This window comes from Acinetobacter shaoyimingii (assembly GCF_011578045.1).
GTDB lineage: Bacteria > Pseudomonadota > Gammaproteobacteria > Pseudomonadales > Moraxellaceae > Acinetobacter > Acinetobacter shaoyimingii.
This window is the reverse complement of record NZ_CP049801.1, coordinates 3,070,650-3,096,284: the sequence shown is the minus strand read 5'-3', so window position 1 is coordinate 3,096,284 and position 25,635 is coordinate 3,070,650. Positions and strand designations below refer to the sequence as shown.

The window sequence follows — 25,635 nt, the reverse complement described above, 5'->3', positions numbered from 1 at the left end:
TAAAAATCTGGTGGGTTGTGAGGGGATCGAACCCTCGACCAATAGATTAAGAGTCTACTGCTCTACCAACTGAGCTAACAACCCAAATATTTGTTAATCAATAATAGTTTACCTGCATAGCAAGTATTTTAATTATTTCAAAACAAGAGCATAAGTGATTTACACAAATTGAAATCTATCGTGAAATTTACATATTTCCTTGAACTTTAATTTTAACCAATAAAATGTTTAAAAAGGGAACTCATAAACATTAAGCTACAATTATTTTTAAGATAAAAAAAAGCCTGTCAAATTGACAGGCTTTTTTAAGAATTTGGTGGGTCGTCCGCGATTCGAACGCGGGACCAACGGATTAAAAGTCCGCTGCTCTACCAGCTGAGCTAACGACCCATAGGGGTTTCAAAATAAGTGGTGGGTCGTCCGCGATTCGAACGCGGGACCAACGGATTAAAAGTCCGCTGCTCTACCAGCTGAGCTAACGACCCATCTCGTTTTGATGTTGCGTATTTTAGCAAGTTATCTGACGAGCGCAAGTAAAAAATCTAATTCTTTGTTACGTTTGGCTAGAAATAACACGATTTCGTGTTTTATAGCCAAAAAATGTACTATTTCACCTTAAAAACGATATTTGTAGTGTTCAATATTGCTTAAAATTTCAGGTGTAATGTCACAATAGCGATCTGAATTAGGTAATAAAATGAGCAAGCGGTCAGAAGTTTTGTCTGGATAAAATGCTTCTTCTTTCAATTTGCTCTTTTGATATTTAAAAGTTCCTGTGGTTTCGATCTTTTCTTGAACACGTAAAAAGACTGGAACAGCATACGGCGGCAATTCACTTTTAAAAGCCGCTGCCATTTTGACTAAATCTTCATCATCTAGTGTGGTGTTTTCTTTTAATGTGATCGCAGCCATACCTGCACGACCATTGGTGTTGGGTATTTCTACACCATATACCACAGCTTCTGAAATTTTTTCATAGTCACTGCAAATGTTTTCAACTTCAGTGGTGGATACATTTTCACCTTTCCAGCGGAAAGTATCACCTAAGCGGTCGACAAATTGAGCATGACGAAAACCGATATCACGGACTAAGTCACCCGTATTGAAGTATGAGTCACCTTTTTTAAACACGTCATGCATAATCGATGATTTATTTTTTTCAGGGTCGGTATAGCCATCAAATGGGCTCCGGTGCGTAATTTTCCCAATCAATAAACCTGTTTCACCTTTTTTGACTTTGATGCAATGACCTTTGCTGTCACGTACCGGTTGGTCTTTTTCTTTATCGTATTGAATAATCGAAAATGGAACAGGGGAGAAGCCGACAGTATTGTTAAAGTTAAAGACATTGGAAAAGCCGACATTGCCTTCACTCGATGCATATAACTCTAATACTTCCTCTATGCCAAATCGTTGTTTAAAGCCATCCCAAATGTTAGGGCGCATACCATTCCCAATCATCTTGGTGACACGGTGTTTACGGTCATTCGGGCTCTCTGGAGCATCCATGAGGTAACGGCAAAGTTCACCCACATAGCCAATGGCTGAAGCATTATGTTTTTGAACATCTGTCCAGAAGCAAGAGGTTGAGAATTTACGGCGAATCGCCAGTGCACTACTTCCTGCGATGACACCACACCAACATACGACCATCCCTGTTGCATGATACAGCGGAAGGGTGACATACATGACATCGTCTTTATTTAGATTGAGTACATGCCCATACGTACCATATGCAAGCATCCAGCGGCTATTTGAGAAAATAACGGCTTTCGGCAGACCTGTCGTTCCAGAGGTATAAATATAGAATAAGCCATCTTGACCTGCGACATGATGAGTCTCGTTAGGGTTATCTTTTGAATATTCTTTAATTTTCTTTGCGAGGTTAGTGTACTGTTTGGGTTCTTCGCCCGCATCTTGACGTGTTTGCTGGTCAGCAAACCAATAGAATTGATCTTGAGCAACTGACAGGCTATCTCGTACAGTATCTACAGCTTTTCGACATTCTTCACCGACAATGACCGCAACAGGTTTAACTAGATTCACACTATGTGTAAGCACTTTACCTGTTTGAGAGGTATTAACAAGTGCTGCAATCACCCCAATTTTAGCCAGAGCTAAAGTTGTTGCTACAAGTTCTGAACGGTTTTCAATAATTACCGCAATGACATCACCCTTTTTTACACCTTGATCAAGATAGAGGTGTGCGATCTGGTTTGCCCATTCATTAAGTTCAGTATAGCTATATTTTTGCTCTTCAAATAGCAACGCTGTACCTTTTGGATTGCGTTTAACTGCACGTTCAAATGCCAAAGCAAGACCAGCTGGAGTTTTTGGGGTTCTTAAATAAGCTTGTGACAAACCCATCGCGATATTTGGGAGTTTAACGGCAAGTTTTGGTAAACGTTTGGCAACATCTACTAATCGAATCAGATCACTGTGTTGGGGTTGGCTCATATCAATCCTATTTGTTGTCATTTTCCATTCAAAATTAGGGGACTTGTCTTTAATTTTATCGGAATTTGCATTTTTATATGCACTTTATGGTATTAAAAAATCAAACTCACTTTATTTTTATCGAAATCAGACAAAGTCATACACAACATAACAAAAAAACCTAGTCACCGTAATGACTAGGTTTTCTGAATTTGCATGTTATTTTTGCAAATTATTCAGCTGTTGGATTCGCTTTTTTAGGCGGACGACCACGTGGACGACGAGGGCGAGCTGGCTTGTCCTCTTCATCGCCTTCTGCTTCATCCTTAGATTCTGCTTTTTCAGCTACAGTTTCAGTTGGTTTTTTCTCAGCAGGCACTGCTTTTTCAGCTTTTGCTGTAGCAACATCAGCCTTCACATCCGTTGGCTGAACTTGTGTTTCAGATGCTTTAACTTGTTCAGTTTTTACATCTTCAACTTGAGCAGATGGCGCTTCGGCTACAGCTACATTTTCGACTTTTGCCTCAGTTTTTACTGCAACTGCTGGCTCAGTCAAACCTTGCTGTGCTTGAACTTCTGCTTCAGTTGGTTGTTCTGTATGAGAAGGTGCTTCAGCAACTTGAGATTCAGCTGCGGCGGCATCTTGGGCAACAGCTTCTTCTAAACGTGCTTTTTTCGCCTGCTCAGCTGCAAGTTTTGCCAAGCGACGACGCTCACGTGGATCGTTTGCAACACGATTTGACACAGGTTTAGGTGGTGTCAAATCAAGAACTGGTGCAGGTTCTGCTTCAACTTTAACAGGTTGAATGACAACATCACGAGTGACAGGTTTTTGTTCTGCCACAGGTTCATTGCTTTCAACAGTCAAGCTTGCAATATATTCATTGGTGAATTTTTGCAATGCGCGGTTAAATGTTGGAATTAAACCAAACTGTTCAATCAGGACTGAACAATCTGTACCATACACATGGCGGATTAAGCTAATCACCGTGTGTTGAGCCAATGCAGGCACTTGTGACGGGTTGATTTTTGGTGCTTCAGTTTTCGCTTTGTTCACATCACGATGCTTATTGCGGCGACGTTGACGTGGGTCATTGCTTGCACGTGCGATCGGTTGTTGAGTCGCTTCAACTGGCTTTTGCTCTGCAATCACAGTATCTACAGGAGCAGTTTCAGCTGTTTTAACCACAGCTGCTTCAGGTGCAACTTTCGCTTTAACATGCGCAGGCTTTTCATTCGCGATGACATCAACAGCTTGAACAGGATTCAAAGCAACAATTTCACTTTGAGTGTTGTCTAAGTTCACAATGAGTGCTGTTGTCATGTCATCATGACGAGGTACATCAACCAAATCCACTTTTACTTGTGGTGCTGTAGGTACAGCAGGTGCAATAGTTGCGACTGATTGCTCATTTAATACAGCTTGATCGCGATTGCGGTTTGGACGTGGTGGACGCTGTGTATTGCGGTCACGACGTGGCAAAGCACCTTGGTCTGCTGGAGCATCAAATTGTTGTTCATTTTGATTTGAACGTTTTGGTTGACGTGATTTTTGTTCACGTTGCTCATTGCGTTGTTCACCACGGTCTTGACGATCATGGCGTTGCTCATTGCGAGGCTCTGAACGTTGTTCTGAACGAGCTTCTTGACGAGACACTTGAACAACTTCTTCGATCACATGTTGATCTTGATTTTGCTCGCGTGGCTCACGGGACTTGTTACGATTTTTCTTGTTGTTGCGTTGAGGACGCTCGTCTTTATCATTTGAACGTTCATTGCTGTCACGAGACTCTTGTTTTAAAGCTGGTGTATGCGAGATATACGCATTCGTGTCTGCAATTGCACGTGTTTCTACAGCAATAGGTGCAGCTGTTGGCTCTGATAAAACTTGACCAAATTGACCGCGACTTACTGCACCGCCATTGATCATTTGTTCAATCGCAGCAGCAGCATTGTTTGCAGTACGTGATTGATCAATTGTGGTCGCTTGTTTTTGTACAAACAAGTTTTCTAACCAAGCACATGGGCTAGTCGATGGTGTCGCTACTTTTGCTTGAACTGGCTTTTGTTGCGCAGGTGCTTGAACAGTAGCATTGCCATTTTTACGTTTAGCATTTTTGTTTGGTTGAGCAGGTGATTGATTATGTTGAACTTGTTGTTCTTCTTCTAAATGCCATTCAGAAGATTCATAACCCAACTCTTTTTCACTGTTGCGCGTTGCTTCAGTACGTTCATAGCTGGTTGGCGCAAAACCTTCAGGATTGAACGAAATTTCATAATGTGGTGTTTCTAAATGCGGGTGAGGCAATACAGTTACACGTACATTCGATGTTTGTTCTAAGTAAACAAGACTGTGGCGCTTTTCATTCAATAAGAATGCAGCAATTTCAACAGGTACTTCAACTTGTACTTCACCTTGACGTTCACGCAGCGCAATCTCTTCCACTTTACGCATAATCGAAAGTGATAAAGAGCGTAGGTCACGAACCATACCTGTGCCATGACAGCGTGGGCAGACATAACCAGTCGCTTCTTCTAAAGAAGGGCGTAAGCGTTGACGGCTCATTTCCATCAAACCAAAGCGAGACAATTGACCGAATTGAATACGGGCACGATCGCTTTGCGTAGCTTCACGAAGTTTTGCTTCAACCATACGTTGGTTGCGCTCTTTGGTCATGTCGATGAAGTCGATCACAACTAAACCGCCGATATCACGTAGACGCAATTGGCGTGCAATTTCTTCTGCAGCTTCTAAGTTCGTGTTGAGCGCTGTTTCTTCAACATCATGACCACGCGTTGATTTTGCAGAGTTGATATCGATAGAAACTAACGCTTCAGTTTGGTCGATGACAATTGAACCACCAGCAGGAAGTTTTACTTCACGCTCATAAGCTGTTTGAATTTGGCTTTCTATACCAAAGTGAGCGAACAAAGGTTCATTCAATGTATAGGTTTTTAACTTATCCAGTTGATTCGGCATCACCGCTTTAACAAAGTTATATGCTTCGTTATACGCTTGCTCAGAATCAATCAGGATTTCTGCAACATCGTCACGTAAGTAATCGCGAATTGCACGTGTAACCACGCCAGCTTCTTGGTGAACCAACATTGGAGATGGGCCAGAGCTTGCTTGGCTTTGAATACGAGTCCAAAGATCAAGTAGATGTTGTAAGTCGAGTTGAAGTTCTTCTTGTGAACGTCCAATACCCGCAGTGCGTACAATTACGCTCATACCGCGAGGAACATTCAGTGATGCCAACATCTCTTTTAATTCTTCACGAACTGAACCTGAAATTTGACGGCTAATGCCACCACCTTTCGGATTGTTTGGCATTAAGACAAGGTAACGACCTGCAAGTGAGATAAACGTTGAAAGCGCAGCACCTTTATTACCACGCTCTTCTTTTTCCACTTGAACAAGAAGTTCAGTACCTTCGGTGATAAGTTCACGAATGTTTGAAGTTTGGCGAGGGTCTGCTTTGTAATAAGAGTTGGCAATTTCGCGCATCGACAAGAAACCTTGACGACCTGCACCATATTCAACAAATACTGCTTCTAAAGAAGGTTCAACGCGAGTGACGTGACCTTTATAAATGTTTGCTTTCTTTTGTTCACGAGTACGATTTTCTAAGTCAAAATCGTAAAGGCGGTGACCAGTGATGAGTGCAACGCGAACTTCTTCGGCATGTGTTGCATTAATCAACATACGTTTCATGGGTGTAACACCTAATAGTGATACACAAACAAAAAATCGCTATTCACGTAGCGAACATCAAACATCATGGATCAAAACTCAGATCTCTAAAACACACTGTGATCTAAGCTTTATGAACCGGCCTTTTTTTGGGCTTCGGTTTTTTGATTCACGTATTAATGAAAGCAATACGGCTTCAATCTTGTCACTGATCAAAGGCACCTGAACATTCACTGGCGGACATACGGTGCATTGGATGATCGTTACTTTCACTGTCACGTAGCTTGAAGATCGGCTCATTCATTTTAGAGCACGTCTTGATACGGAATTATCGTCGTATCATTGCTTTTTGTGCAGATCCAATGCATCTAACGTTGTTGCCTGAATACTTTATCAGGTTGCGACTATTCTGATGTGTATCAGTTTACGTTTAAAACCAACTTAACGTTGGCGACATATTTTTTTAAACAAACTGATTTATGTGCAAAAGCACAATTAAACGCAACAGCTTGCCTTTTTGCCGATATAATAAGCCTTCGGCGTCGGCATATTCTTTTGGGACCATTCCGAGTTTATGGTGAACAAAACAATTTAGTTAAATTTCAAAGTTTTTGAAATATCTAAACTAAAGTTCACTTACGGTGGTATCCGTGCGCTGACTATAGCAAACCTTACATCATCTGCCTATGGGCTATACTGATATTTCTTGTGAAATATATAGTCCATATGATCAGTTTTTAATCGATTTTAGTATTTTTTTAGGTCAACGTAACTGTATGAATTCTACGCAAGAATGGCAAAACGTCACTTGGTTTGAAGTGGATGAGCACCAATTGGGTCAGCGCATCGACAATTTTTTGTTTTCTCGTCTCAAAGGTGTGCCGAAAAGTCGTATCTATCGTTTAATTCGTGAAGGCCAAGTTCGCGTTAACAAAAAACGTATAAAAGCAGAGACTAAGCTTAACATTGGCGATCAAATTCGTGTCGCGCCTATTCGCTATGAACAAAAAGATGAAAATGCTGTCCCTGTTTCTGACAAAGTTGCACAAAGTTTATTGAGCCGAGTGGTCTATGAAGACGAAGGTTTGATGGTGGTGAATAAACCTTCAGGCATTGCAGTACATGGCGGAAGCGGTGTTGCCTATGGTTTGATCGAGGGTTTACGTGCTGCTTCTGGTAAAAAGTATCTTGAATTGATTCATCGTATTGACCGTGATACGTCTGGTTTAGTGATGATTTCAAAAAAACGTAGTACTTTAAAATTACTGCAAGATATGCTTCGTGAACATAAGATTAAAAAAACTTATGCGGCTGTCGTTAAAGGCACAGTGACTTTAGATCGACAACTGATTGATGCACCACTACATCGTTATGAGCTTGCCAATGGTGAGCGTCGTGTACGTGTATCTAAAGAAGGTAAGGAGTCGAAAACGCAGTGGAACGTTGAAGAGCGTTTTATGCACGCCACATTGGTGTATGCATCACCATTATCTGGACGTACGCATCAGATTCGTGTGCATGGTTTAAGTATTGGTCATCCTTTGGTAGGTGACGATAAATATGGTCATGAAACTGAATATAAAGGTCCAAAACCTCGTCGTTTATGTTTACATGCGATGCGTTTGGAAATTCCAGGGTATGAAACGATTGAAGCGCCATTGCCTGAAGATATGCAGAGTTTGGTAGCACAGTTAAGAGCGCAGAAGGCGGATAAACCTGTAATGTAAAATGTAATGAATAGCACTACGGAGTCTTTTCAATTGAACTTTTATGATTGGAAATAACCTTCGGTTCGACCTACTTTTGTTTTGGCAAAAGTAGGCAAAACCATTGTCATCCGCAGAACTCGTTCACTACCTATTTTTGATGAATATTTCGCAAAAACATGACTTATTTAATGGCATCCTTTCTCGAACAGATGCGGATGACATTTCCGCGTATCAGATTTGATGCTGAATAAGATGTTTATGCATGTTGAACTAAGAGTGAAAAATGAAAAAACCTGTAGCGCTGATTATTTTCGATTGGGATGGAACTTTATTTGATTCAGTGGGTCAAATTGTTAAAAGTCTAAGATTTGCAGCAGATCAGTTTCATCAACCGTTAACGGATGAAGCTGCGAAAAGTATCATTGGCTTGGGTTTACCAGAAGTGGCTCAAGTGTTATTTCCTTCTGTACCAGAACTTCATGAAGCGATTTTAAAGTCTTATGGTGATCACTATGTTGAACACTCGAAAGAAGATAAATGGTTTGATGGCGTCGATGAAATGCTTCGTGATTTAAAATCTCAAGGGATTTTACTTGCCGTTGCAACAGGAAAAAGTCGTCGTGGTTTGGACCGTGTATTGAAACAAACCCAGAGTACGGATTTGTTTGTGGCAACACGTGCTGCAAGTGAAACCAAGTCCAAACCAGATCCACTCATGCTCGCTGAAATTTTGGAAGTCACAGGTATTGATACTGAAAATGCCATTATGGTTGGTGATACGTCTTATGACTTGGAAATGGCACGCAATATCGATATGCCTCGCGTGGGGGTAAGTTATGGTGTGCATACTGTGGATGTACTTGCACAGTATCAACCTATTGATATTGCAAATACAGTTGCGCAATTACATACGATTTTAAATCAGCAAATCCAGTTAAAAGAAGCGGTCTAATTTAATCCTGCGTTATACACTGGACACTTATTTTGAAGTGATTAAAAGTGATTAAAGACATAAGCATATTTAAAAGTGACAAAGAGCAGCAAGTGCTGCTCTTTTGATTTGGATTTTATAGAGAGCGAGAAATCAATTCTTTCATGATTTCATTGGTTCCTGCATAAATACGATTTGCACGGTTGTCGATATAAGCGCGAGCAATTGGATATTCCAACATAAAGCCGTAACCACCGTGTAGTTGTAAGCATTCATCGACGACTTTTGAGAACATATCTGAAATTTTATATTTGGCTGCCGCAGCCGCATCTACAGCAAGCGTACCTTCCAGTTGTAATTCCATACAACGGTCTAGATAGGTTCGACAGAAATCAATTTCTGTACGTAATTCTGCCAGTTTAAAACGTGTATTTTGGAAAGCACCAATCGGTTTGCCAAAAGCTTTACGATCTTTGGTGTACTGTACAGTGTGTGCAAAAGAAGCTTCCGCACCTGCTTGGCAAATAATTGCAACAAGCATACGTTCCCAAGCCAGTTCTTTCATGAGCATAATAAAGCCCATACCTTCCATGCCCAGTAGATTTTCTTTAGGTACACGAACATTGTCAAAGAACAATTCGCAAGTGTCTTGACCTTTCATCCCAATCTTATTTAAAGGTTTGCCTTTGCTAAAACCAGCGCGATTGGCTTCAACGATAAGCAATGACAAATTGGCAGAACCTTTTTCACTATTGCCTGTTTTACACACCACAATGGCCATATCACACAAATAACCATTGGTGATAAAAATCTTAGAACCATTAATGACATATTCATCACCATCAAGCACAGCGCTGGTACGCACCGCTTGTAAATCTGAACCCGTACCAGGCTCAGTCATTGCAATGGCTGTAACCACTTCACCAGTTGCCATTTTGGGTAACCAGTGTTTCTTTTGCTCTTCATTACCGAAGTTGTTGATGTAATTTGCGACAATATCTGAATGTAATGAAAAGCCTGAAGCAGAATCGCCTGCATATGCTTGTTCTTCAATCATAATCATGCTGTAAAGACGATCGACGCCTGAACCACCATATTCTTCAGGCATCGTGGTGCACAATAATCCAAGTTCACCTGCTTTATTCCAAAGATCGCGATCAACATGCTGTTGTTGTTCATATTTTTCGATATTCGGTACGACTTCTTTGGTGTAGAACTTGCGAGCAGTTTCTCTGAATGCTTCATGTTCAGGGGTTAATAATTTGCGCGGTAGCATGTTGTCCAAAGGGCGTATTGCTGCAGATTGCATTTTGATTATATCCATTTGTGTTTTTAGAATATTTTAAAAATAAAAGATGTTGATGAAACCTTCAATGAGTTGAATGCTCATTTGTTGACTATGAATGATGTGTTTGGTCATTCGTACATATTTTCGAACAAAAATCGTAAACCATCGGTTAAACTAGGGATGAACACATTTAGGGGAACATTATGTATGATGAATTAACGCTTGAAGAGCGTAAGGTCATTTACCGTGCACGTCGTGGTTTAAAAGAAATTGATGTATATTTTGATCCCTATGTGAAGCAACATTATCTACAAGCAGATGCAGCTGAAAGACAGATGTTTGCTGAATTAGTGGAACAGGAAGATCCGGATTTGTTGGACTGGTTTATGGAGGTTTCTGAACCTCCAAGACCTGAGCTACGTACGTTTATTCAAAAACTGAAAAACTATGTGCATGGTGAATAATGCATGGAGTGAATGATCGTTATCAATTGGGGCGGAGTCGTTTAGCGATTGCGTTCCAATGTGTATTTTTTTGTATGATTATTTTGCTTGCTTATGTGTCATTACCCCTTATCTGGTGGATCATTGCACTGGTTGGATACCTGCTGGTCTGGTTGTTGTTCAAGCCGAATCAAGTGGAAGTATTAGAGTTACTCGATGATCAGGAATGGTCGCTGAAATTAAAAAATCAACAAAAAATTCATCGCGTCAGTTTAAGAAAAATCATCGATCATCACTTCTATATGGTGATTTATTTTCAAGAAAAAAATCCAAAATCGTTGGTGATTTGGAAAGACCAAATTGATCAAATACAATGGAAAAGACTGCTAGCTAGAGCTAAATTGAATTAATTAAGGTTCTTTTTGTTTATTTAAAATAATTAAAAACAAATATTTATCGAAAAAATCTACCATTCGTCGGGTTTTTAAACCAACAATAAAATATTGATCAATTGTTAGACAATTATTGGGTCTATCGCACCAATAAGCATGTACATTAAATCTACCAACAGCTAACGAGGAATTTCAAATGTCTGAAGTTCATACATGGTTGTTTCTAGTGATTGCTATTGTTTTAGCGATTGTAGTAGGGAGACTAGGAACAGTGCTGAGGGAACGAATCGAGCAAACGAAGGTTAACAATAAGAAAGTCATTTAGTGCTTTTCAATTTAACAAGTAGCATGTGCTGAACCGTCGCAATGCTACTTTTTTTTGCCTAAATTTTCTTAGAAGCGTGATTTGGGTCAATTTCTTATATTTCAATAAATGGCAGACTGAAAAAGTAATAGAAGAAATCTGTAAATTTTATTGATAAAGCAACTTCTCAATACAAAATGGCAGACACAATTATTAATTAGGGGACTAGGATGTCTACAGTTAAAAAAATAAGCCAAGTTATCTTTACCGCAACAGTTGTTTCAAGCGTTTTATCTGGGTGTTCTCAGGTGGTAAAGACGGGTGCAAACGTTGCAATAGGTTTCAGTGAAAAACATTTAGTACCACCTATTTTATCAATGGGTGATGCAGATATGGTGTGTAATCAGGGGACTGCATTAACGCCAGCCATTATGGCAACCAAGGATATGGGCGCCGATCCAACACGTGTAGCTGTATTGCTTTATTCTGCAGCGGGCATGTGTGCAGAAAATCGTGCTTTAAATGCTGAGCTTCGTTATTTGCGCGCTTCAAAAGCGGGTCAGGTGACTGAAGCACAAGACGCTCGAATTGAACAAAAACGTTGGGCTGCCGTTGCTGCAGAACGTCAATATACAGGTTATCAATTATTCGCAGAGCGTTGGCAAGCCAAAAACAAATATACTTTAGGTGATTCTTGTCCAAAAATGCGCAAGGATATTGATCAAACTGTTTATCTATTGGGCATGCTCAGTGGTTTGCAGGCAATGACCAATGACATTAACTCAGGTGGTCAGGTCAATGTTCCTAAAGATATTGCTGCCATTGTCGAACGTGGTATGGTTTGTTTAGATAACAATAAGTATTGGGGCGCTCCGAATGCAACACGCGCTGTGATTTGGACATTGTTACCAGGTGCTAACGAAGGTAAACCAGATCCATACCAAACGTTAAAACAATCTATGCAAATTGGTGAACAAAAAGGTGTACGTTTGTCTCACGCTTTATATGCTGTAGCCGCTCAAGCAAGTGGTGATGATGCAAAAATTCGTGATGCTTTAAAATCATATGCTGCATCACGCGCAGATGACAAGCCAGTCAATCCAGAATTTAGATTGATTGACTCAATGGCGGGGCAGATGGTTCAAGCGATTGCAGACCGCTACTGGACTGAACATACAGGTGTTCGTGCTGCTGATGATGGTTTAACTCAGTTCTGGGATGAACAAGGTAATAAAGCAGATGATGATTTATTTGATTTGCCTGCGCCTGATGACAACATAAAACAGTAGTTTTTTACTAGATTCAAAGTATTGAATAGTGTTGAAGAGAATATAAGTACCCCAGTTGGTGCTTATATTCTCATTATAATAAGAGTGTAAAATGAACGAAAAAATTTTGGTGCAAAAAGTATTATTACTCGCCATTTGTGTCTGTATTTCTGGATGTCTTCAAGTCTACCAACATTTTTTTATCTATTGGCGTCCGAGTTTTTTTGAAGAAATTTGGCGTTGGTGGACAGCGCATTGGGTTCATGTCGGTTGGATGCATTTCGTCCTGAATATGGTTGCCTTTGCATGTTTGCCTTTTTTATTTCCACGTGCAAGTAACCGCTATCTCATTATTTTATTACTCTTACTACCGCCATTGGTCAGTTTAAGTTTCTACTTTGATCATCCTGACGTAGAAGCCTATGCAGGTCTTTCTGGAGTTTTGCATGGGATGTATGTTGCACTGGCCATTTACTTTTTCCAATACAAAGAAGAACGCATTTTTTCATTGATGGTGCTCGGTTTTGTTGCGATCAAAATTGTATGGGAATTAACTTTAGGTTCATTTGCAACCAGTGAATTAATCGGAAGTCCAGTACTCATTGAGGCACATTATATTGGTGCTATATGGGGGGCTTTGTTATCGTTAATGTTTATTTTTTACAGGCTATATTTTGATAAACATCATTATATTGAAAAGAATATTGACGTGATTGAGTAAAATTTTTAAACATATCAATAATATAAATTGTTTAAATGGTGTTTTTTTATTCTATATTAGGCTGAATTTAAAAAAGGTATTGTAATAAAAACAGAAAAAAATCAAATGCTGCCATATAAATAGATAAAAAAACATTGCATAAATACGATGTTATAAAAACGTATAAACAGGGGAAGGAAATCCCCTCTAGGAAAAGAATATCAATCATATCTTTTGATGAATAAGATGTTCTGAACATGGAACTAATATGAGTGAATACAAAGAAAATAAACCAGGACTAGGTCCTTTAGGTCGTATTTGGACAGAATGGATTTCTACATTTTCTATTTTGGCTTTATTGTTGCTCACCTTGATTATTGGGACAGGTGAGATGATTCATGGTCAGTTATTGCGTATAGGTGAAAACTTATATGGTAATGAAAAAATTGGGATGCAATATTCCTTTTTAAGAGCTGAACCTGAAAAGCCATCCTGTGATCGAAATCCGAACGTCGATGCATTGGTCACACAACAAATGCAATCCAATGCAAATGATGAGTTTGCTGATATTTTTGGTACGACATCAGAACAAGATGTACGTCAATCTGTACTCGCAGCGAAGCAACAATGTGAGGAAAAATATGCGTACTATGATAAGGCCAATAAATATCTAGATGAACATCCAACGATTCGTACTTATCGAAACATTGAGACCACATTCTTTGGTATTTTCAAGTTTGGTACTGAAAATCGCGTATTGATTTTATTGTTGATGGTTGTGATTTCATGTATCACTGCATCATTGAAAATGCATCATATCAGTTTAAGACCACCAAAGACCAAGCTCGATTTTGCTGTGTATTCAATCAGTATGGTCGTGGGTAATGCATTGTTGGCTTTCTCAGTATGGAGCCAGTATCAATCTGTAATTCATTCTGGGGTGAATTCAACTTATGAAACCCTAGGTGTGTATTGGTTGTGGATTATTCTATTTGTGAGTCTAAGTCTTATTAGTCTCTATCAATTATTTAGAATTCCAAAAGATGCACCGTCAGGTGGAAGTATAGGTCTAGCTCTCATCAGTGTACCGTTATATGCCTTTATGGCCATTTTGACAGGTATTGCGTTTACCTTCTTCATGGATTATCCAATGGGGCAAGGGATTTACTTAGGGCAGTTGGTTGAGTTCTCGGGCATCTTCTTAAATCTTGCTTTGTTTATTTGGGCAGGGATGTTACTGACTCAAACACGTGTCATGGATGTGTTCCTTGCCATCTTACGTCCTTGGAATTTAGCGCCTGAAACGCTCACTTGGATTATTCTGATTGCTGCGGCAATCCCGACCGCTTATACCGGTGCATCAGGTATTTTCGTTATCGCTGCAGGTGCAATTATTTATAAAGAAGTGTGGAATTCAGGTGCACGTCGTCAATATGCACTTGCCGTTTCAGCAATGTCTGGTTCGCTCGGTGTTGTGCTTCGCCCATGTTTGTTGGTGATTTTGATTTCAATGCTCGATAGCCGTCATGTGACATCAGATGAACTCTTTGATCATGGTATTTACGTGTTCTGGTTAACAGCACTGATTTTCTTGGGTGTTTCTTTATACCTTGCTGAAGAAAAGTTCCGTATCAATCCGCCTAAAGTCGCTTTACCAGGCATGTTAAAAGCATTATGGCCTGTGATTCCTTATGTATTGATTACATTGTTGGTTGTTGCGTTCTATAAATATGGTTTAGATACGCAAATGGATGAGTTCACAGCACCAGTCATTCTGCCATTTATGTTGTTAGGCTTTATTATGTTTGATAAGTGGTTTGGACATCGTGTTCCAGTACCACCAAATAACAACGCCTTGGTTTTGGAGCATGAGAAAAACTCTGAATACATGCGTACTCATGGTTCGTCTGCTGAGCAAAAACGCGGTTTCCGTAGCTCAGTTTGGTTCTCAACTTCTGAAAGTGTTGGGCATATTGGTGCACTTATTATCCTTATGGCATTGTCAGCAAGTATGGGTGGACTCATTGAACGAGCTGAAGTGGTCACCATGTTACCGACACATTTAGGTAGCATACTCATCACACTTGGATTTATGGCGATATTGCTAGCAATCATTGGTATGTGTACCGACCCATTTGGTGCGGTGATTTTGGTCGCAGCAACCATTGCACCAGTGGCATATGAGAATGGTGTACATCCAATTCACTTCTGGATGATAGTACTGGTTGCCTTCGAGTTTGGTTATGTGACACCGCCAGTTGCACTGAATCACTTACTGACGAGGTTGTCTGTGGGGGATGAAGAAGTCGCCGCCGCAGATGCTGAAGCTAAGTCTAAATACACCAGCTTCTATTATCGTTATGAACGTTGGTTATTGCCAATGATGGTGCTGTTCACATCATTGATTATTGTGACTTATGCGCCGTATCTGTTAAATTTATTTGATTGGTACGCCAACAAATAAGCGCTTAGATTAAGATCAGTATTTAAAAAACCAGCAATTTCGATTGCTGGTTTTTTATTATTTAACAGAACCCTATGTATTATTTAAACTGAAATCATGACTTTATTTTTAAAGCTTAAAGTTGATCTACCTCTCCATCAGCAGGGGGGTGAGAACCAAGAACAGCTGAATAGCATGGACAAAATAAAAGCCCATCACTGGGCTTTTATTGAAATATAATGATCATGTTAAGAGTTCTTTGCGCTCATCTGTTGTTCTAACAACTTAATTTGCTCTTCTTTGAGCTGAATCAGTTTGTCAGCATCTTGATGTTGACCCTTTAAGCTTTCATCTTGATCATTTAATTGCTTTTGGATGTCTTCCAATCGTGCAAGTTCCTCCTTGGCTAAGGACGCATTTTGCGGAACTTGCTCTCGCAAAATGTCTTCATTCACCAAAGCATGTTCATCTACAGCTTCAGAAGCAGCTTGAACAGACTCCGCAACTGGTGGCGCTTTCACTTTTGGTTTTGGCTTAGGTGTGGTGTTGACTAACTGCTCAAGTTCTTTATCTTGATCTTGAGTGTTTTTAGTGTTCAACCACATATACGCAGCACCCAACGCCACGATAACCACCAATGCCCCAACAATGACCCACATTAATTTAGAATTGTTCGTTTGATCTTCTGTCATTTTTATTGTCCCGATTTAAATGTTCTTAACGCGGTTTGAATTGAACGACGCCGATTTCATCTGGTACAACTTCTTGTTCTGGTTGATCTACATAAGTTGGTCGATTTTCAGAATAGTTACATTCCACGCATTCAATCCATTCAGCATCTTCAGTGGTGAGCATGACTATTCGGTCCATCGCTTCACATTTAGGACATTTAGCACCTGCAATGAAACGACGTTTAATAGACATGACTCTCACCTATAATCAAAAAGTAAACCTAGTTTAAGCGTTTTTCGACTGGTTCGTCCAACCTTGATGACGTAACAATGCATCTATTTTTGGTTCACGACCACGGAAATTGATAAATGCATCACGCGCAGTTACTTTTCCGCCAACTGCTAGGATGAACTGTCTAAACTCACTGCCTGTTTCGGTATTGAAAATACCTTCACTTTCAAATCGATCAAAAGCATCACTGGCTAAAACTTCTGCCCATTTATAGGAGTAATATCCAGCAGCGTAACCGCCTGCAAAAATATGACTGAAACTGTGTTGGAAACGGTTATATGGTGCTGTCGCTATAACGGCATATTTGCTTCGAATATCATTCAATGTTTCTTGAATTTGCTCGGCATTTAAAGCAGGTGTTTGCTGATGGATATATAAGTCAAATAATGCAAACTCGATTTGACGTAGTGTTTGCATACCGGACTGGAAGAACCGTGCATCTAAAAGTGCTTTGAGTAAATCAGCAGGTAGAGATTCTTTGGTTTCAATGTGCTCGCTAATGAGTGCTAGACTCTCATTGTCCCAAGTCCAGAATTCCATAAATTGACTTGGAAGCTCAACAGCATCCCAAGCAACGCCGTGCGTACCTGCTACAGAAATATAATCCACTTCCGTCAGCATGTGATGCAAACCATGTCCAAATTCATGGAATAAGGTGACCACTTCATCATGCGTCAAAAGTGCAGGTTGATCACCGACAGGTGGGGTAAAGTTGCCGACCATATAGCAAATTGGTTTTTGTAAACCGTGACTGGTTTGCATACGAGATCTAAACCCGCTCATCCATGCACCACCACGTTTTCCACTGCGTGCATAGAGATCAAAGTAGAAACCGCCAATCACTGTGCCTTGATCTTCCAGCTCATAATAACGCGCATCTTTATGCCAAACTGGGGCTTCACGCTCTACAACTTGAATACCGTATAGACGATTTACAATACTGAATAAGCCTTGAACCACTTTTGGTGTTGGGAAATATGGTTTCAGTGATTCTTGCGATAAATTGAATTGCTGTACTTTGAGTTTTTCAGAATAGAAGGTGGTATCCCAAGGTTTGATTTCATCAATGCCTTGTTCTTTCGCCAAAGCTTTTAATTCTTCAACTTCTTGGGTTGCAGGAGCACGCGCGTGTTCAGCAAGCTCAACTAAGAATTGATCAACTGCTTCTACATTTGGTGCCATTTTGCTGGCAAGTGAATAATCAGCAAAATTGTTGAAACCCAACAAATTCGCCATTTCTTGGCGTAATTTTAGAATTTCTTGCATCACTTCAGTGTTGTCAAACTCAGTTTTGTCTGACTGATCAGAAGCCCGAGTTGTATATGCTTTATAAAGCTCTTCACGTAGTTCACGATCTTCTGCATAAGTCATGATGGCCAAGTAAGACGGAAAATCTAATGTTGCTACAGGCTGATCAAGTTCACGTTGCTGACCATACTGTTTGAGCAGATCAATACTGCTTTGCGGTAAACCCTTTAATTGCTCTTCAGTCAAAGGTTTGAAATAGGCTTGAGTTGCATCTAAAACGTGATTAGAGAAGTCTGAACCCAGTTGAGATAAACGTGCAGAAATTTCAGCATAGCGTTTTTTTGCATCGCCTTCTAAAGCCACGCCTGAAAGTTTGAAATCGCGTAAAGCGAGCTTTATGCCACTTTGTTGGGCTGGAGGTAAGGTGTCAAAAATAGATGCATCATGGACATGCTGATAAGTTTGATAGAGCGGGTTGTGTTGACCAAGCTGGGTGTAATATTCACTTAAATTTGGCAATATGCTTTGATAAACCTCACGTGTTTCAGCGTTGTTCATTACCGCGTTGAGATGTGAAAGCACACCCCAAGATTCACTCATTTCATTTTCAAGCGTATCAATTTTTTCTAAAGCATTGAGCTGTTCTTGAATAGTCGGTGGAACTTCTTTGAGTTCATCTAAAAATGTTTGCCCACTTTGGATGGTTTTTTCGATATTTTGTTTTAGCTGATCGAGTGTGATTTGATCAAATTGTGGAACAGGCAAAGTCGCCTTTTCTAAAGTCATTTCGTTATGCCAAATTATGTTTAAAGATAGTATTAGATGTAGGGGTTTTTAGAGATGAAATCAAGGGAGTTAGGTGAATAAAGCTGAGTAAAGATGTTATTTGAGATGAACAGTTTTAAGTTTTATTCAAAATCTCATATTCACTTAATGTTCAGCACGACATATGAACTATTGATTACACCTTAATAAGCATGCGATTTTCACAGCTTATATAATGTAAAATAAGGCTTTATTTTTAAATATGATATTTAATAAGAAAGTTTTTCTGCATTGCGATATTCGGATTATCACCATTAGGACATACGCAAGATTACAATATAAGCCAAATTTTGAATCATTTATCGCCCGAAATGGCAAGATTTCAACTTGAATTGGGAGAGCTGCCTCATCAAAAAAAGAGAAGTTTTGAAGCTTTTCGCTTGGGTCTGAAAACACATGAAAAAGTATATGAGGAACTCGCTGATCATAAACAAGCAGATATTTGCAGTATTAATATTCCTGTAAGAAATTTAGTGATTGCAAACGTAGAATATGCAAACCAATTGAATAGCTATTATGATGAAAACTATTTATATGAAACACTTCTACAAGCTCTCGTAGAAGAAGCAATTTTAAATAAATGCAGTCTGTAATGAGTTTGGATAAATATAACCCATTTTTGATTTAGACATTTCATTCCAAAATAAAAAAGAGCGCCGAAGCGCTCTTTTTGTTTGTTTAATCAAGTTTGGATTTTGCATTGGCCTTTTTCTTTTTGGCCTTAGCTTTTTTCTTAGCCTTGTCTTTTGCTTTCGCTTCAGCAGACTTAGCAGTCGATTTTTTCTCTGCTTTTTTTGCAGAATTTACAGGTTTAGATTTCGCCTTTTTCTTACGAACAGGTTGACGATCATCTTCAATGGTAATGATCTCAGAAGCTTCTTTAAACATACGGTCAAAGACTTCTTCTTTAGTAATCGGTTTGGTCGCAGTTCTGGTGTTCTGTCTTTGCGCTGTTGGATTCGCTTGAGAGGTATTTGGTCTGCCCGTTGGTTTTACGCTTTCTTTTGCTACACGTGGAGCACGACTGCGAATTGCGCGACCACCATGACTGAGTTGTTGAATTAACTCAAAGTCAATTTTACGCTCTTCAAGATTGACACCAGCAACTTTAATACGGACATCATCACCTAAGCTAAACACTTGACCGCGGTTTTGACCTACCAAGCTTTGACTTGCTTGATCATAAACGAAGTAGTCATCACCGAGTTGGCTGACATGAACCATGCCATCGACATAGAGATCTTTCAGGGTCACAAATAAGCCAAATTCAGCTGTTGCACTGATTGAACCAACAAATTCCTCACCAATATGTTGCTTCATGTAGTGACATTTCAACCATGTCGTTACAGAACGAGAAGCTTCATCTGCACGACGCTCAGTCGCAGAGAAATGTGTACCTGCTTCTTCTAAAGCACCACCTGAAAGCGGAGAAGGCTTGTGTTGCAAATGTGCTTTAATTGCACGATGTAACAAAAGATCAGGGTAACGACGAATTGGTGATGTGAAATGTGTATAGGCTTCATAAGCCAAGCCAAAGTGACCTGCGTTATTTGGACCATAATATGCTTGCATCATTGAACGTAAAAGTACCGAGTGAATGCTTGGTGCATCAATACGATCTTTGGTTGCTTCAATCACGGCTTGATAATCTTTTTGCGTTGGCTGTTCAGGGAAGGTGAGTCCCAAAAGCTTCACAAAATCACGCACTTTTTGAATGCGTGAAAACTCTGGTGGCTCATGCACACGGTACAGCATTGGAATATCATTTTTCAGTGCATATTCAGCTGCAGCAACGTTAGCAAGCAACATACATTCTTCAATCAATTTATGCGCTTCGTTACGGCTACGTGGCAGAATTTCTTTAATACCGCCAAGCTCATCAAAGGTCATATAGGTTTCAACCGTTTCAAACTCCATCGCATGACGTTCAGCACGTAAGCCTTTGAGTGTTTGATAAAGTTGGAACAATGTATTTAAGGATTTTCGAACATCTCGATCTTCAGTAATCGCAGCGCTATCACCTTCAAAGTACTGTGCAACTTTGTCATAGGTTAAACGTGCTTTTGAATGCATCACCGAAGGGTAGAACTCATAACCGGTCACTTTACCTGCACGAGACAGTTTTAAATCACAGACCATACAAAGACGGTCAACGCTCGGATTTAAAGAACATAAGCCATTTGAGAGTGCTTCAGGAAGCATCGGTAAAACAAAGTGAGGGAAGTACACAGAGGTACCACGCTCTTGCGCTTCATCATCTAAAGGCTTGTCTGTGCGTACATAATGGCTGACATCGGCAATTGCAACCACGACACGGTAACCACCACCTGGACGTTTTTCAGCATATACAGCATCGTCGAAGTCACGTGCATCTTCACCATCAATAGTTACTAAAGGCAAATTACGTAAGTCAATTCGACCTTGAATGTCTTTGGCATTCGGTTCTTTAAAGTTTTCAGCTTCCTTAATAACTGCTTCTGGAAACTCAAAAGGCAATCCAAATTCTAAAATCGTTTGTGGAATAATGATTTCAGTATCCGCTTTATCTGCCATAGATTGCACAATATGTGCCGTTGCAAATTCATCACGGGTTGGATAGTCATCTATTTCAACACGTACAAAGTCCCCAACTTTGACAGTTGCATGTTCAACCAACTCCTTTTCAAGTGGAATCGGTTGATGTGCGTTTGGTGCTGCTGGTTGAATAAAGAATTCACCTTCAAATTCTGCCAATTTGCCAATCACTTGTTTGACACGACGTTGCGTGATTTCTGTAATAAAGCCCCAAGCTTTTCCTTTACGGTCTACAGACGTTTGTTGTACTTTGACACGGTCACCATGAAACACTTGGCGCAATTCGCGCTCAGGCAATAGCATTTCATCTTTTTTGCCGTCTAAGCTTGCAGAACCTAAACCTTTTGAATTGATATAAACCGTCGCATCAAAGGTAGGTTGATCAGCCATTAGCTGAAATTTAAATCCATCTTTCATCAATTGGCCATCACGCACCATTGCGCTTAAACGATGGCTCAAAGCCTCAATACTTTTTTGATCGGCAATTTCAAAAATTTCGACAAACTCAGAATGGGAGAGAGGTTGTTTTTTATTCTCAATCGTTTCCAAAATAAGAACACGGCTTGGAATAGGATTATCGTAACGTTCAGCTTCCGCTTTAGCTTCAGGGTCGACCCAATTTTTCATAATGTCCTTTGCTTCATGTCAGAAGATAGGTTTAGCATAAGTCATGATGACGCATACTGCACGTAATTGATTGCAATAATGTGTTTTTCGCATCAATTTTATAGTTTTGTGCATTCCTTATTTTATATTTCTTTGCCGAAAATGTACGAAATTTTTTAAAAAAGCCGAAAATCGTATAAAAAATATATGATTGATCAAAAATATTATAATTTTTTGAAAACTCACTTGAAGAGTGAGGTCGAAGTTTGTATTATGGCGACTCGTTACGGTGAGGTGGCCGAGTGGCTGAAGGTACTCCCCTGCTAAGGGAGCGTGGGCTTTAACTCCCACCGAGGGTTCGAATCCCTCTCTCACCGCCAACGAAAAACTTGAAATGCGCTCATAGCTCAGCTGGATAGAGCACTTGGCTACGAACTAAGGGGTCGGGAGTTCGAATCTCTCTGAGCGCACCAATCAAGTTAAATCGTTGTAACGAAGTCGAAAGACAACTCAAGTACGCGCTCATAGCTCAGCTGGATAGAGCACTTGGCTACGAACTAAGGGGTCGGGAGTTCGAATCTCTCTGAGCGCACCAACTTGATCATCGAGAGATGTAAAATTAGATTAAACCGCACATGTTGCGGTTTTTTTGTGCCTGAATTTTGCTCATAACACATGCTTCAATCAATTGTTCAATGGATCTGTTTTTTGACATGCGTGAATTGCATCAATTTAATGGATAGTTCAATAAATATATGCGACTAGTTTTGTCGCACAGCGCAGCTGTGTTCAAGTTATTTAAAGCATCGCGCGGTATATTATAAAGAGTAAACAAAACAAGAAAGGGAACAATGAATAAGTATACGGATGGCTATTACATCTATGACCATGTGGACTTCACCTGTCATATTGATTTACGTCAGTGTGACGGCTGTAATCGAACCTTGACAGGGTTTGTTTATGTTTTAATGATCGAAAATATTTTTGAAGATCACGTGATTTATTGCGCGGATTGTATGTCTCAATTGCAATTGATTTCTGTGAGTTAATTTTTAAGTCATTTGATTTTAATCATGGGTATTATTTTTAGTCTCATTTTAGCGAATTCATCTGTAAGCATTTATATTTATTGTTGGTTTTGTTTTATTTTTCATCGATTATTCGCATTATGTTTAAATACTAAACATTTGATTCGTGTTTTATTAAAAAAGACTTACATCCTATTTCAAAATGCGTATAATGCGTTCCATCAAGACGTCGCGCTCATAGCTCAGCTGGATAGAGCACTTGGCTACGAACTAAGGGGTCGGGAGTTCGAATCTCTCTGAGCGCACCAACTTGATCATCGAGAGATGTAAAATTAGATTAAACCGCACATGTTGCGGTTTTTTTGTGCCTGTCATTTATAGTAGTAGATGCATATTGATTAATTTTTATAATAACGTTATGTTATTTATATTAATTATCTCATTATAAGTACAAGAAAATGCAAAAAAATATCTTAAATTCAATCGCAATAATCACATCTTGTTTGATTTTAAATGGGTGTACCGCACTGGTTTGGACAGACGCGGGTGGTCCATTGTCTATGGATAAAGCCGTCAAAACAGAAACAACGCAAGGTGAACTTCTTCATCAAGACTTATTGCTTGGTTTTGTTCAGGTTCAAACTAAAAATAAAACCAATGCACCACAACTCATGATTATTGGTCAAAAATATGCTTACAAAATTGACTCAGGTGCACGAGACGCATTAAAGGTCATTCAGTCGATGCCTGAGCATGAGTATTGGCGATTAAAACTATATGAAGGATGCGATTGCCGTTTGGTGATCAATTTGGAGCAAAATAAAAATGATAGTCATGCATTAGATTTTAGCGGTTCTATCGATCTGTATTATACCAAGACCAAACTTAGTAATGATGAAATTGAAAAAATTAGAAAATTGGGTGCACAATCAAAAAGAATCGACGTAGGCAATAAAATATCTACAACCATGTTGGTCAAGAATATCCAATTGAAAGGGCAGGTGGTTGGGCTGAGTAATGAATTGAAAAATATAAAATTTGAAAAATTCAGTCAGAATTATGCAATTGATATCTATGCAAAGGGATCAACTAAAAAAACAGTCAACCAAGGGCTATTCCTGAAAAAAGTAGCGCTGACCCCATTTGCATTGGCGGCTGATGCGGTCTTTGTGCCATTAACTCTGTTTTAATTTTTTGAGGATGGATCTTTAAATAAAAGAATTGAGGTCTTTTAGTCTCAATTCTTTGCCTTAATTTTTTCAGCGAAGACGACATTACCGCCAACGGTGGGTAATACATCATGATAAGGCAGGCTACGTGCAGCACGTATTAAAAATGGGGCTTTTTCATCAATCTTCATGGCGGTCACCATTTTAAGTAATGTACCTTTTGCATGGGCATTAAATTCAGTCGTACCTTTGATATATTTTAAATCACCGCCATTGGCATAAAACGCATTTGATGTGGCGTTTGGATAGTTAAAATTCATTTTAAAATGAAATGGAATATTAATGACCCCTAAGCCAACGCTGACTTTAAACTCAGCATCTTGGCTACCATGTTCAAGCGCTGTGGTCTTTATACTTTTTATTTGTCTTGGAAATAACATTTTATACGCATTGGGTTGAGTCCATTTCTGTAATTGTTGTGGAGATTGACTATAGTATTGATAAGTCGTCACAAAACGTAAGTTCTCATTGCTATGCTTATACGGCACTGAAGATGGTAAATGCACAAAACTGACAGGATGCTGTGTATTTTGACTGAGTTGGCTGACTTTCTCTAACTGGGCAGGACTGAGATATACTTGCGGAAACTCCCCAGCTGACAATGTCGTTGTTTTAGTATTTGCGGAAAAACGCTTCCTTAGCGATTCTAAAATAAACGTATTGGTGCCGCTTGGAATCCCCAATTTGGCTTCAGGTACAGCATTCATAATTTTACTAAATACAAAACCTTTGGGATGGTTTAAATCACCCCATTGGGTCAATGTAATCAAGGTCTTATTTTCAGCTAAGCGAAACCATTCGATTTTGCCCACGCCATAAGGAATGGGTGCATCAATCACTATACTGGCTAAGCTATTTTTATCCAGTTGATGTTGAAATGTCACATCTTCATTAAAGTTCAACACAGGAATAGGTGTGGGTATAGACACCTTATATTTGACTTGAGTGATGTTGCCAGATCGTTCAAGTATTTTTGCAGATTTTAATGTGGGATAAAGCCCAACATATTCTGCATAGTTGCCTATGGTTTTTTCCACAGCGCTAGGACTGACAGGAACAACTACTGCTGCTGTGGTAAAATTTGCGATAGGGTTCGGATCGGTTTTCAGTGTGGGAAGGGAAGTCTTGGTTGCTGGAAGGGTATAAATGACAATTTTATCTTGGGCTAAATGGGCCAGTTGTTCAGGATTGTTTTGAAATTGGCTCAAGCTACTTGGGATATTGTCTTTCCATGTGAGAATTTTTGCATGTGAGATCGATGTCATTCCCATACAGATATGGAGTATGAAAAAAATATGTTTGTATTTGGTATTTAATGTTGACTTATTGATATTCATGAGCATCCTATGTTCATCTATTTTTATAGTTTTGACCGAGTGTTCAAATTTTTTTAAATCATTTACTTGGTCATATTTTTTATGACTAAGAAAATAGGTGATCACATCCTATTTTATGTCTAATTTTAATTTTTAATTGTACGAAGACAACAGTGTGCTTGTGTAAATTACGATAAAAAATGCTAAAAACAACAGTGAATTATTTTGCCAATCTGGT

General features: G+C 39.4%; 18 protein-coding genes and 7 tRNA genes. 14 read left to right on the top strand and 11 right to left on the bottom strand.

Features of this window, described 5'->3' with window-relative positions; translation table 11 throughout:
* Positions 1–8: 8 nt before the first annotated feature.
* From G8E00_RS14015 to G8E00_RS13995, 5 genes are all read right to left on the bottom strand, one after another.
* Positions 9–84: transfer RNA gene (locus G8E00_RS14015), tRNA-Lys, on the bottom strand.
* A 230-nt stretch (positions 85–314) separates the two neighbouring features.
* Positions 315–390 (bottom strand) — tRNA-Lys (locus tag G8E00_RS14010).
* A 19-nt stretch (positions 391–409) separates the two neighbouring features.
* Positions 410–485: transfer RNA gene (locus G8E00_RS14005), tRNA-Lys, on the bottom strand.
* A 130-nt stretch (positions 486–615) separates the two neighbouring features.
* Positions 616–2,457 carry a long-chain-acyl-CoA synthetase gene (locus G8E00_RS14000; RefSeq protein WP_166225557.1) on the bottom strand — a complete coding sequence of 614 codons (1,842 nt, stop codon included), beginning with the start codon at positions 2,455–2,457 and terminating at the stop codon, positions 616–618.
* Between the two features lie 211 nt (positions 2,458–2,668).
* The gene (locus G8E00_RS13995; protein ID WP_166225554.1) at positions 2,669–6,151 is read right to left on the bottom strand and encodes an Rne/Rng family ribonuclease; all 3,483 of its coding nucleotides are present in this window, start codon (positions 6,149–6,151) and stop codon (positions 2,669–2,671) included.
* A gap of 755 nt (positions 6,152–6,906) precedes the next feature.
* Between G8E00_RS13995 and G8E00_RS13990 the strand changes: the two genes are divergently transcribed.
* Entirely contained in the window at positions 6,907–7,857 is a 951-nt protein-coding gene (locus G8E00_RS13990) for an RluA family pseudouridine synthase (RefSeq protein WP_166011320.1), read from the top strand.
* 265 nt (positions 7,858–8,122) lie between these two features.
* Positions 8,123–8,791, top strand: a complete 669-nt coding sequence (locus tag G8E00_RS13985; RefSeq protein ID WP_166225551.1) for an HAD family hydrolase — start codon at positions 8,123–8,125, stop codon at positions 8,789–8,791.
* 115 nt (positions 8,792–8,906) lie between these two features.
* Here G8E00_RS13985 and G8E00_RS13980 read toward each other — a convergent pair whose 3' ends face one another.
* A complete protein-coding gene (locus tag G8E00_RS13980; protein WP_166225547.1) occupies positions 8,907–10,079 on the bottom strand; it encodes an acyl-CoA dehydrogenase family protein in 1,173 nt (390 codons plus the stop codon).
* Positions 10,080–10,261: 182 nt separating this feature from the next.
* On the opposite strand from G8E00_RS13980, the gene G8E00_RS13975 reads away from it, so the two are divergent.
* From G8E00_RS13975 to G8E00_RS13955, 5 genes are all read left to right on the top strand, one after another.
* A complete protein-coding gene (locus G8E00_RS13975) occupies positions 10,262–10,522 on the top strand; it encodes an FAD assembly factor SdhE (protein ID WP_166011047.1) in 261 nt (86 codons plus the stop codon).
* Entirely contained in the window at positions 10,522–10,911 is a 390-nt protein-coding gene (locus G8E00_RS13970; RefSeq protein WP_166011045.1) for a hypothetical protein, read from the top strand. Before G8E00_RS13975 ends, G8E00_RS13970 begins: the two co-directional genes overlap by 1 nt.
* A gap of 516 nt (positions 10,912–11,427) precedes the next feature.
* Positions 11,428–12,486: a hypothetical protein gene (locus tag G8E00_RS13965; RefSeq protein ID WP_166225544.1), complete on the top strand. Its 1,059-nt coding sequence runs from the start codon at positions 11,428–11,430 to the stop codon at positions 12,484–12,486.
* 91 nt (positions 12,487–12,577) lie between these two features.
* Complete coding sequence (rrtA, locus tag G8E00_RS13960) at positions 12,578–13,186, top strand: rhombosortase (RefSeq protein ID WP_166011041.1); 609 nt, start codon at positions 12,578–12,580, stop codon at positions 13,184–13,186.
* 247 nt (positions 13,187–13,433) lie between these two features.
* Entirely contained in the window at positions 13,434–15,629 is a 2,196-nt protein-coding gene (locus G8E00_RS13955) for a TRAP transporter large permease subunit (RefSeq protein WP_166011039.1), read from the top strand.
* 227 nt (positions 15,630–15,856) lie between these two features.
* On the opposite strand, the gene G8E00_RS13950 is transcribed toward G8E00_RS13955, so the two are convergent.
* Genes G8E00_RS13950 through G8E00_RS13940 form a run of 3 tightly spaced genes read right to left on the bottom strand, consistent with a single transcriptional unit; the run spans position 15,857 to position 18,620 of the window.
* Positions 15,857–16,300, bottom strand: coding sequence for a hypothetical protein (locus G8E00_RS13950; protein WP_166225541.1), 444 nt, complete (start codon positions 16,298–16,300; stop codon positions 15,857–15,859).
* 25 nt (positions 16,301–16,325) lie between these two features.
* Positions 16,326–16,526, bottom strand: a complete 201-nt coding sequence (locus G8E00_RS13945) for a YheV family putative zinc ribbon protein (RefSeq protein ID WP_166011318.1) — start codon at positions 16,524–16,526, stop codon at positions 16,326–16,328.
* A gap of 39 nt (positions 16,527–16,565) precedes the next feature.
* The gene (locus G8E00_RS13940) at positions 16,566–18,620 is read right to left on the bottom strand and encodes a M3 family metallopeptidase (RefSeq protein WP_171522928.1); all 2,055 of its coding nucleotides are present in this window, start codon (positions 18,618–18,620) and stop codon (positions 16,566–16,568) included.
* Positions 18,621–18,934: 314 nt separating this feature from the next.
* On the opposite strand from G8E00_RS13940, the gene G8E00_RS13935 reads away from it, so the two are divergent.
* Entirely contained in the window at positions 18,935–19,237 is a 303-nt protein-coding gene (locus G8E00_RS13935) for a hypothetical protein (protein WP_166225535.1), read from the top strand.
* Positions 19,238–19,322: 85 nt separating this feature from the next.
* Here the strand turns inward: G8E00_RS13935 and rnr are convergent, their stop codons facing one another.
* The gene (gene rnr / locus G8E00_RS13930) at positions 19,323–21,845 is read right to left on the bottom strand and encodes a ribonuclease R (protein ID WP_166225532.1); all 2,523 of its coding nucleotides are present in this window, start codon (positions 21,843–21,845) and stop codon (positions 19,323–19,325) included.
* 267 nt (positions 21,846–22,112) lie between these two features.
* On the opposite strand from rnr, the gene G8E00_RS13925 reads away from it, so the two are divergent.
* The 6 genes from G8E00_RS13925 (at position 22,113) to G8E00_RS13900 (ending at position 24,042) form a co-directional block, all read left to right on the top strand.
* A tRNA-Ser gene (locus tag G8E00_RS13925) sits at positions 22,113–22,204 on the top strand.
* A 16-nt stretch (positions 22,205–22,220) separates the two neighbouring features.
* Positions 22,221–22,297: transfer RNA gene (locus G8E00_RS13920), tRNA-Arg, on the top strand.
* Between the two features lie 45 nt (positions 22,298–22,342).
* Positions 22,343–22,419: transfer RNA gene (locus G8E00_RS13915), tRNA-Arg, on the top strand.
* A 256-nt stretch (positions 22,420–22,675) separates the two neighbouring features.
* Complete coding sequence (locus G8E00_RS13910; protein WP_166011028.1) at positions 22,676–22,873, top strand: hypothetical protein; 198 nt, start codon at positions 22,676–22,678, stop codon at positions 22,871–22,873.
* 210 nt (positions 22,874–23,083) lie between these two features.
* Positions 23,084–23,160: transfer RNA gene (locus G8E00_RS13905), tRNA-Arg, on the top strand.
* Positions 23,161–23,310: 150 nt separating this feature from the next.
* On the top strand, positions 23,311–24,042 hold the full coding sequence (locus tag G8E00_RS13900; protein WP_166225529.1) for a hypothetical protein: 732 nt from the start codon (positions 23,311–23,313) through the stop codon (positions 24,040–24,042).
* Between the two features lie 47 nt (positions 24,043–24,089).
* Here the strand turns inward: G8E00_RS13900 and G8E00_RS13895 are convergent, their stop codons facing one another.
* Positions 24,090–25,418 carry an SRPBCC family protein gene (locus tag G8E00_RS13895; protein WP_406741440.1) on the bottom strand — a complete coding sequence of 443 codons (1,329 nt, stop codon included), beginning with the start codon at positions 25,416–25,418 and terminating at the stop codon, positions 24,090–24,092.
* Positions 25,419–25,635: the final 217 nt, after the last annotated feature.

What these genes read in the sequence shown, in the direction of transcription:
- G8E00_RS14000 (WP_166225557.1), bottom strand. Translation starts at nt 2,457, where the DNA reads ATGAGCCAACCCCAACACAGTGATCTGATTCGATTAGTAGATGTTGCC.
- G8E00_RS13995 (WP_166225554.1), bottom strand. Translation starts at nt 6,151, where the DNA reads ATGAAACGTATGTTGATTAATGCAACACATGCCGAAGAAGTTCGCGTT.
- G8E00_RS13990 (WP_166011320.1), top strand. Translation starts at nt 6,907, where the DNA reads ATGAATTCTACGCAAGAATGGCAAAACGTCACTTGGTTTGAAGTGGAT.
- G8E00_RS13985 (WP_166225551.1), top strand. Translation starts at nt 8,123, where the DNA reads ATGAAAAAACCTGTAGCGCTGATTATTTTCGATTGGGATGGAACTTTA.
- G8E00_RS13980 (WP_166225547.1), bottom strand. Translation starts at nt 10,079, where the DNA reads ATGCAATCTGCAGCAATACGCCCTTTGGACAACATGCTACCGCGCAAA.
- G8E00_RS13975 (WP_166011047.1), top strand. Translation starts at nt 10,262, where the DNA reads ATGTATGATGAATTAACGCTTGAAGAGCGTAAGGTCATTTACCGTGCA.
- G8E00_RS13970 (WP_166011045.1), top strand. Translation starts at nt 10,522, where the DNA reads ATGCATGGAGTGAATGATCGTTATCAATTGGGGCGGAGTCGTTTAGCG.
- G8E00_RS13965 (WP_166225544.1), top strand. Translation starts at nt 11,428, where the DNA reads ATGTCTACAGTTAAAAAAATAAGCCAAGTTATCTTTACCGCAACAGTT.
- rrtA (WP_166011041.1), top strand. Translation starts at nt 12,578, where the DNA reads ATGAACGAAAAAATTTTGGTGCAAAAAGTATTATTACTCGCCATTTGT.
- G8E00_RS13955 (WP_166011039.1), top strand. Translation starts at nt 13,434, where the DNA reads ATGAGTGAATACAAAGAAAATAAACCAGGACTAGGTCCTTTAGGTCGT.
- G8E00_RS13950 (WP_166225541.1), bottom strand. Translation starts at nt 16,300, where the DNA reads ATGACAGAAGATCAAACGAACAATTCTAAATTAATGTGGGTCATTGTT.
- rnr (WP_166225532.1), bottom strand. Translation starts at nt 21,845, where the DNA reads ATGAAAAATTGGGTCGACCCTGAAGCTAAAGCGGAAGCTGAACGTTAC.
- G8E00_RS13910 (WP_166011028.1), top strand. Translation starts at nt 22,676, where the DNA reads ATGAATAAGTATACGGATGGCTATTACATCTATGACCATGTGGACTTC.
- G8E00_RS13900 (WP_166225529.1), top strand. Translation starts at nt 23,311, where the DNA reads ATGCAAAAAAATATCTTAAATTCAATCGCAATAATCACATCTTGTTTG.
- G8E00_RS13895 (WP_406741440.1), bottom strand. Translation starts at nt 25,418, where the DNA reads ATGAATATCAATAAGTCAACATTAAATACCAAATACAAACATATTTTT.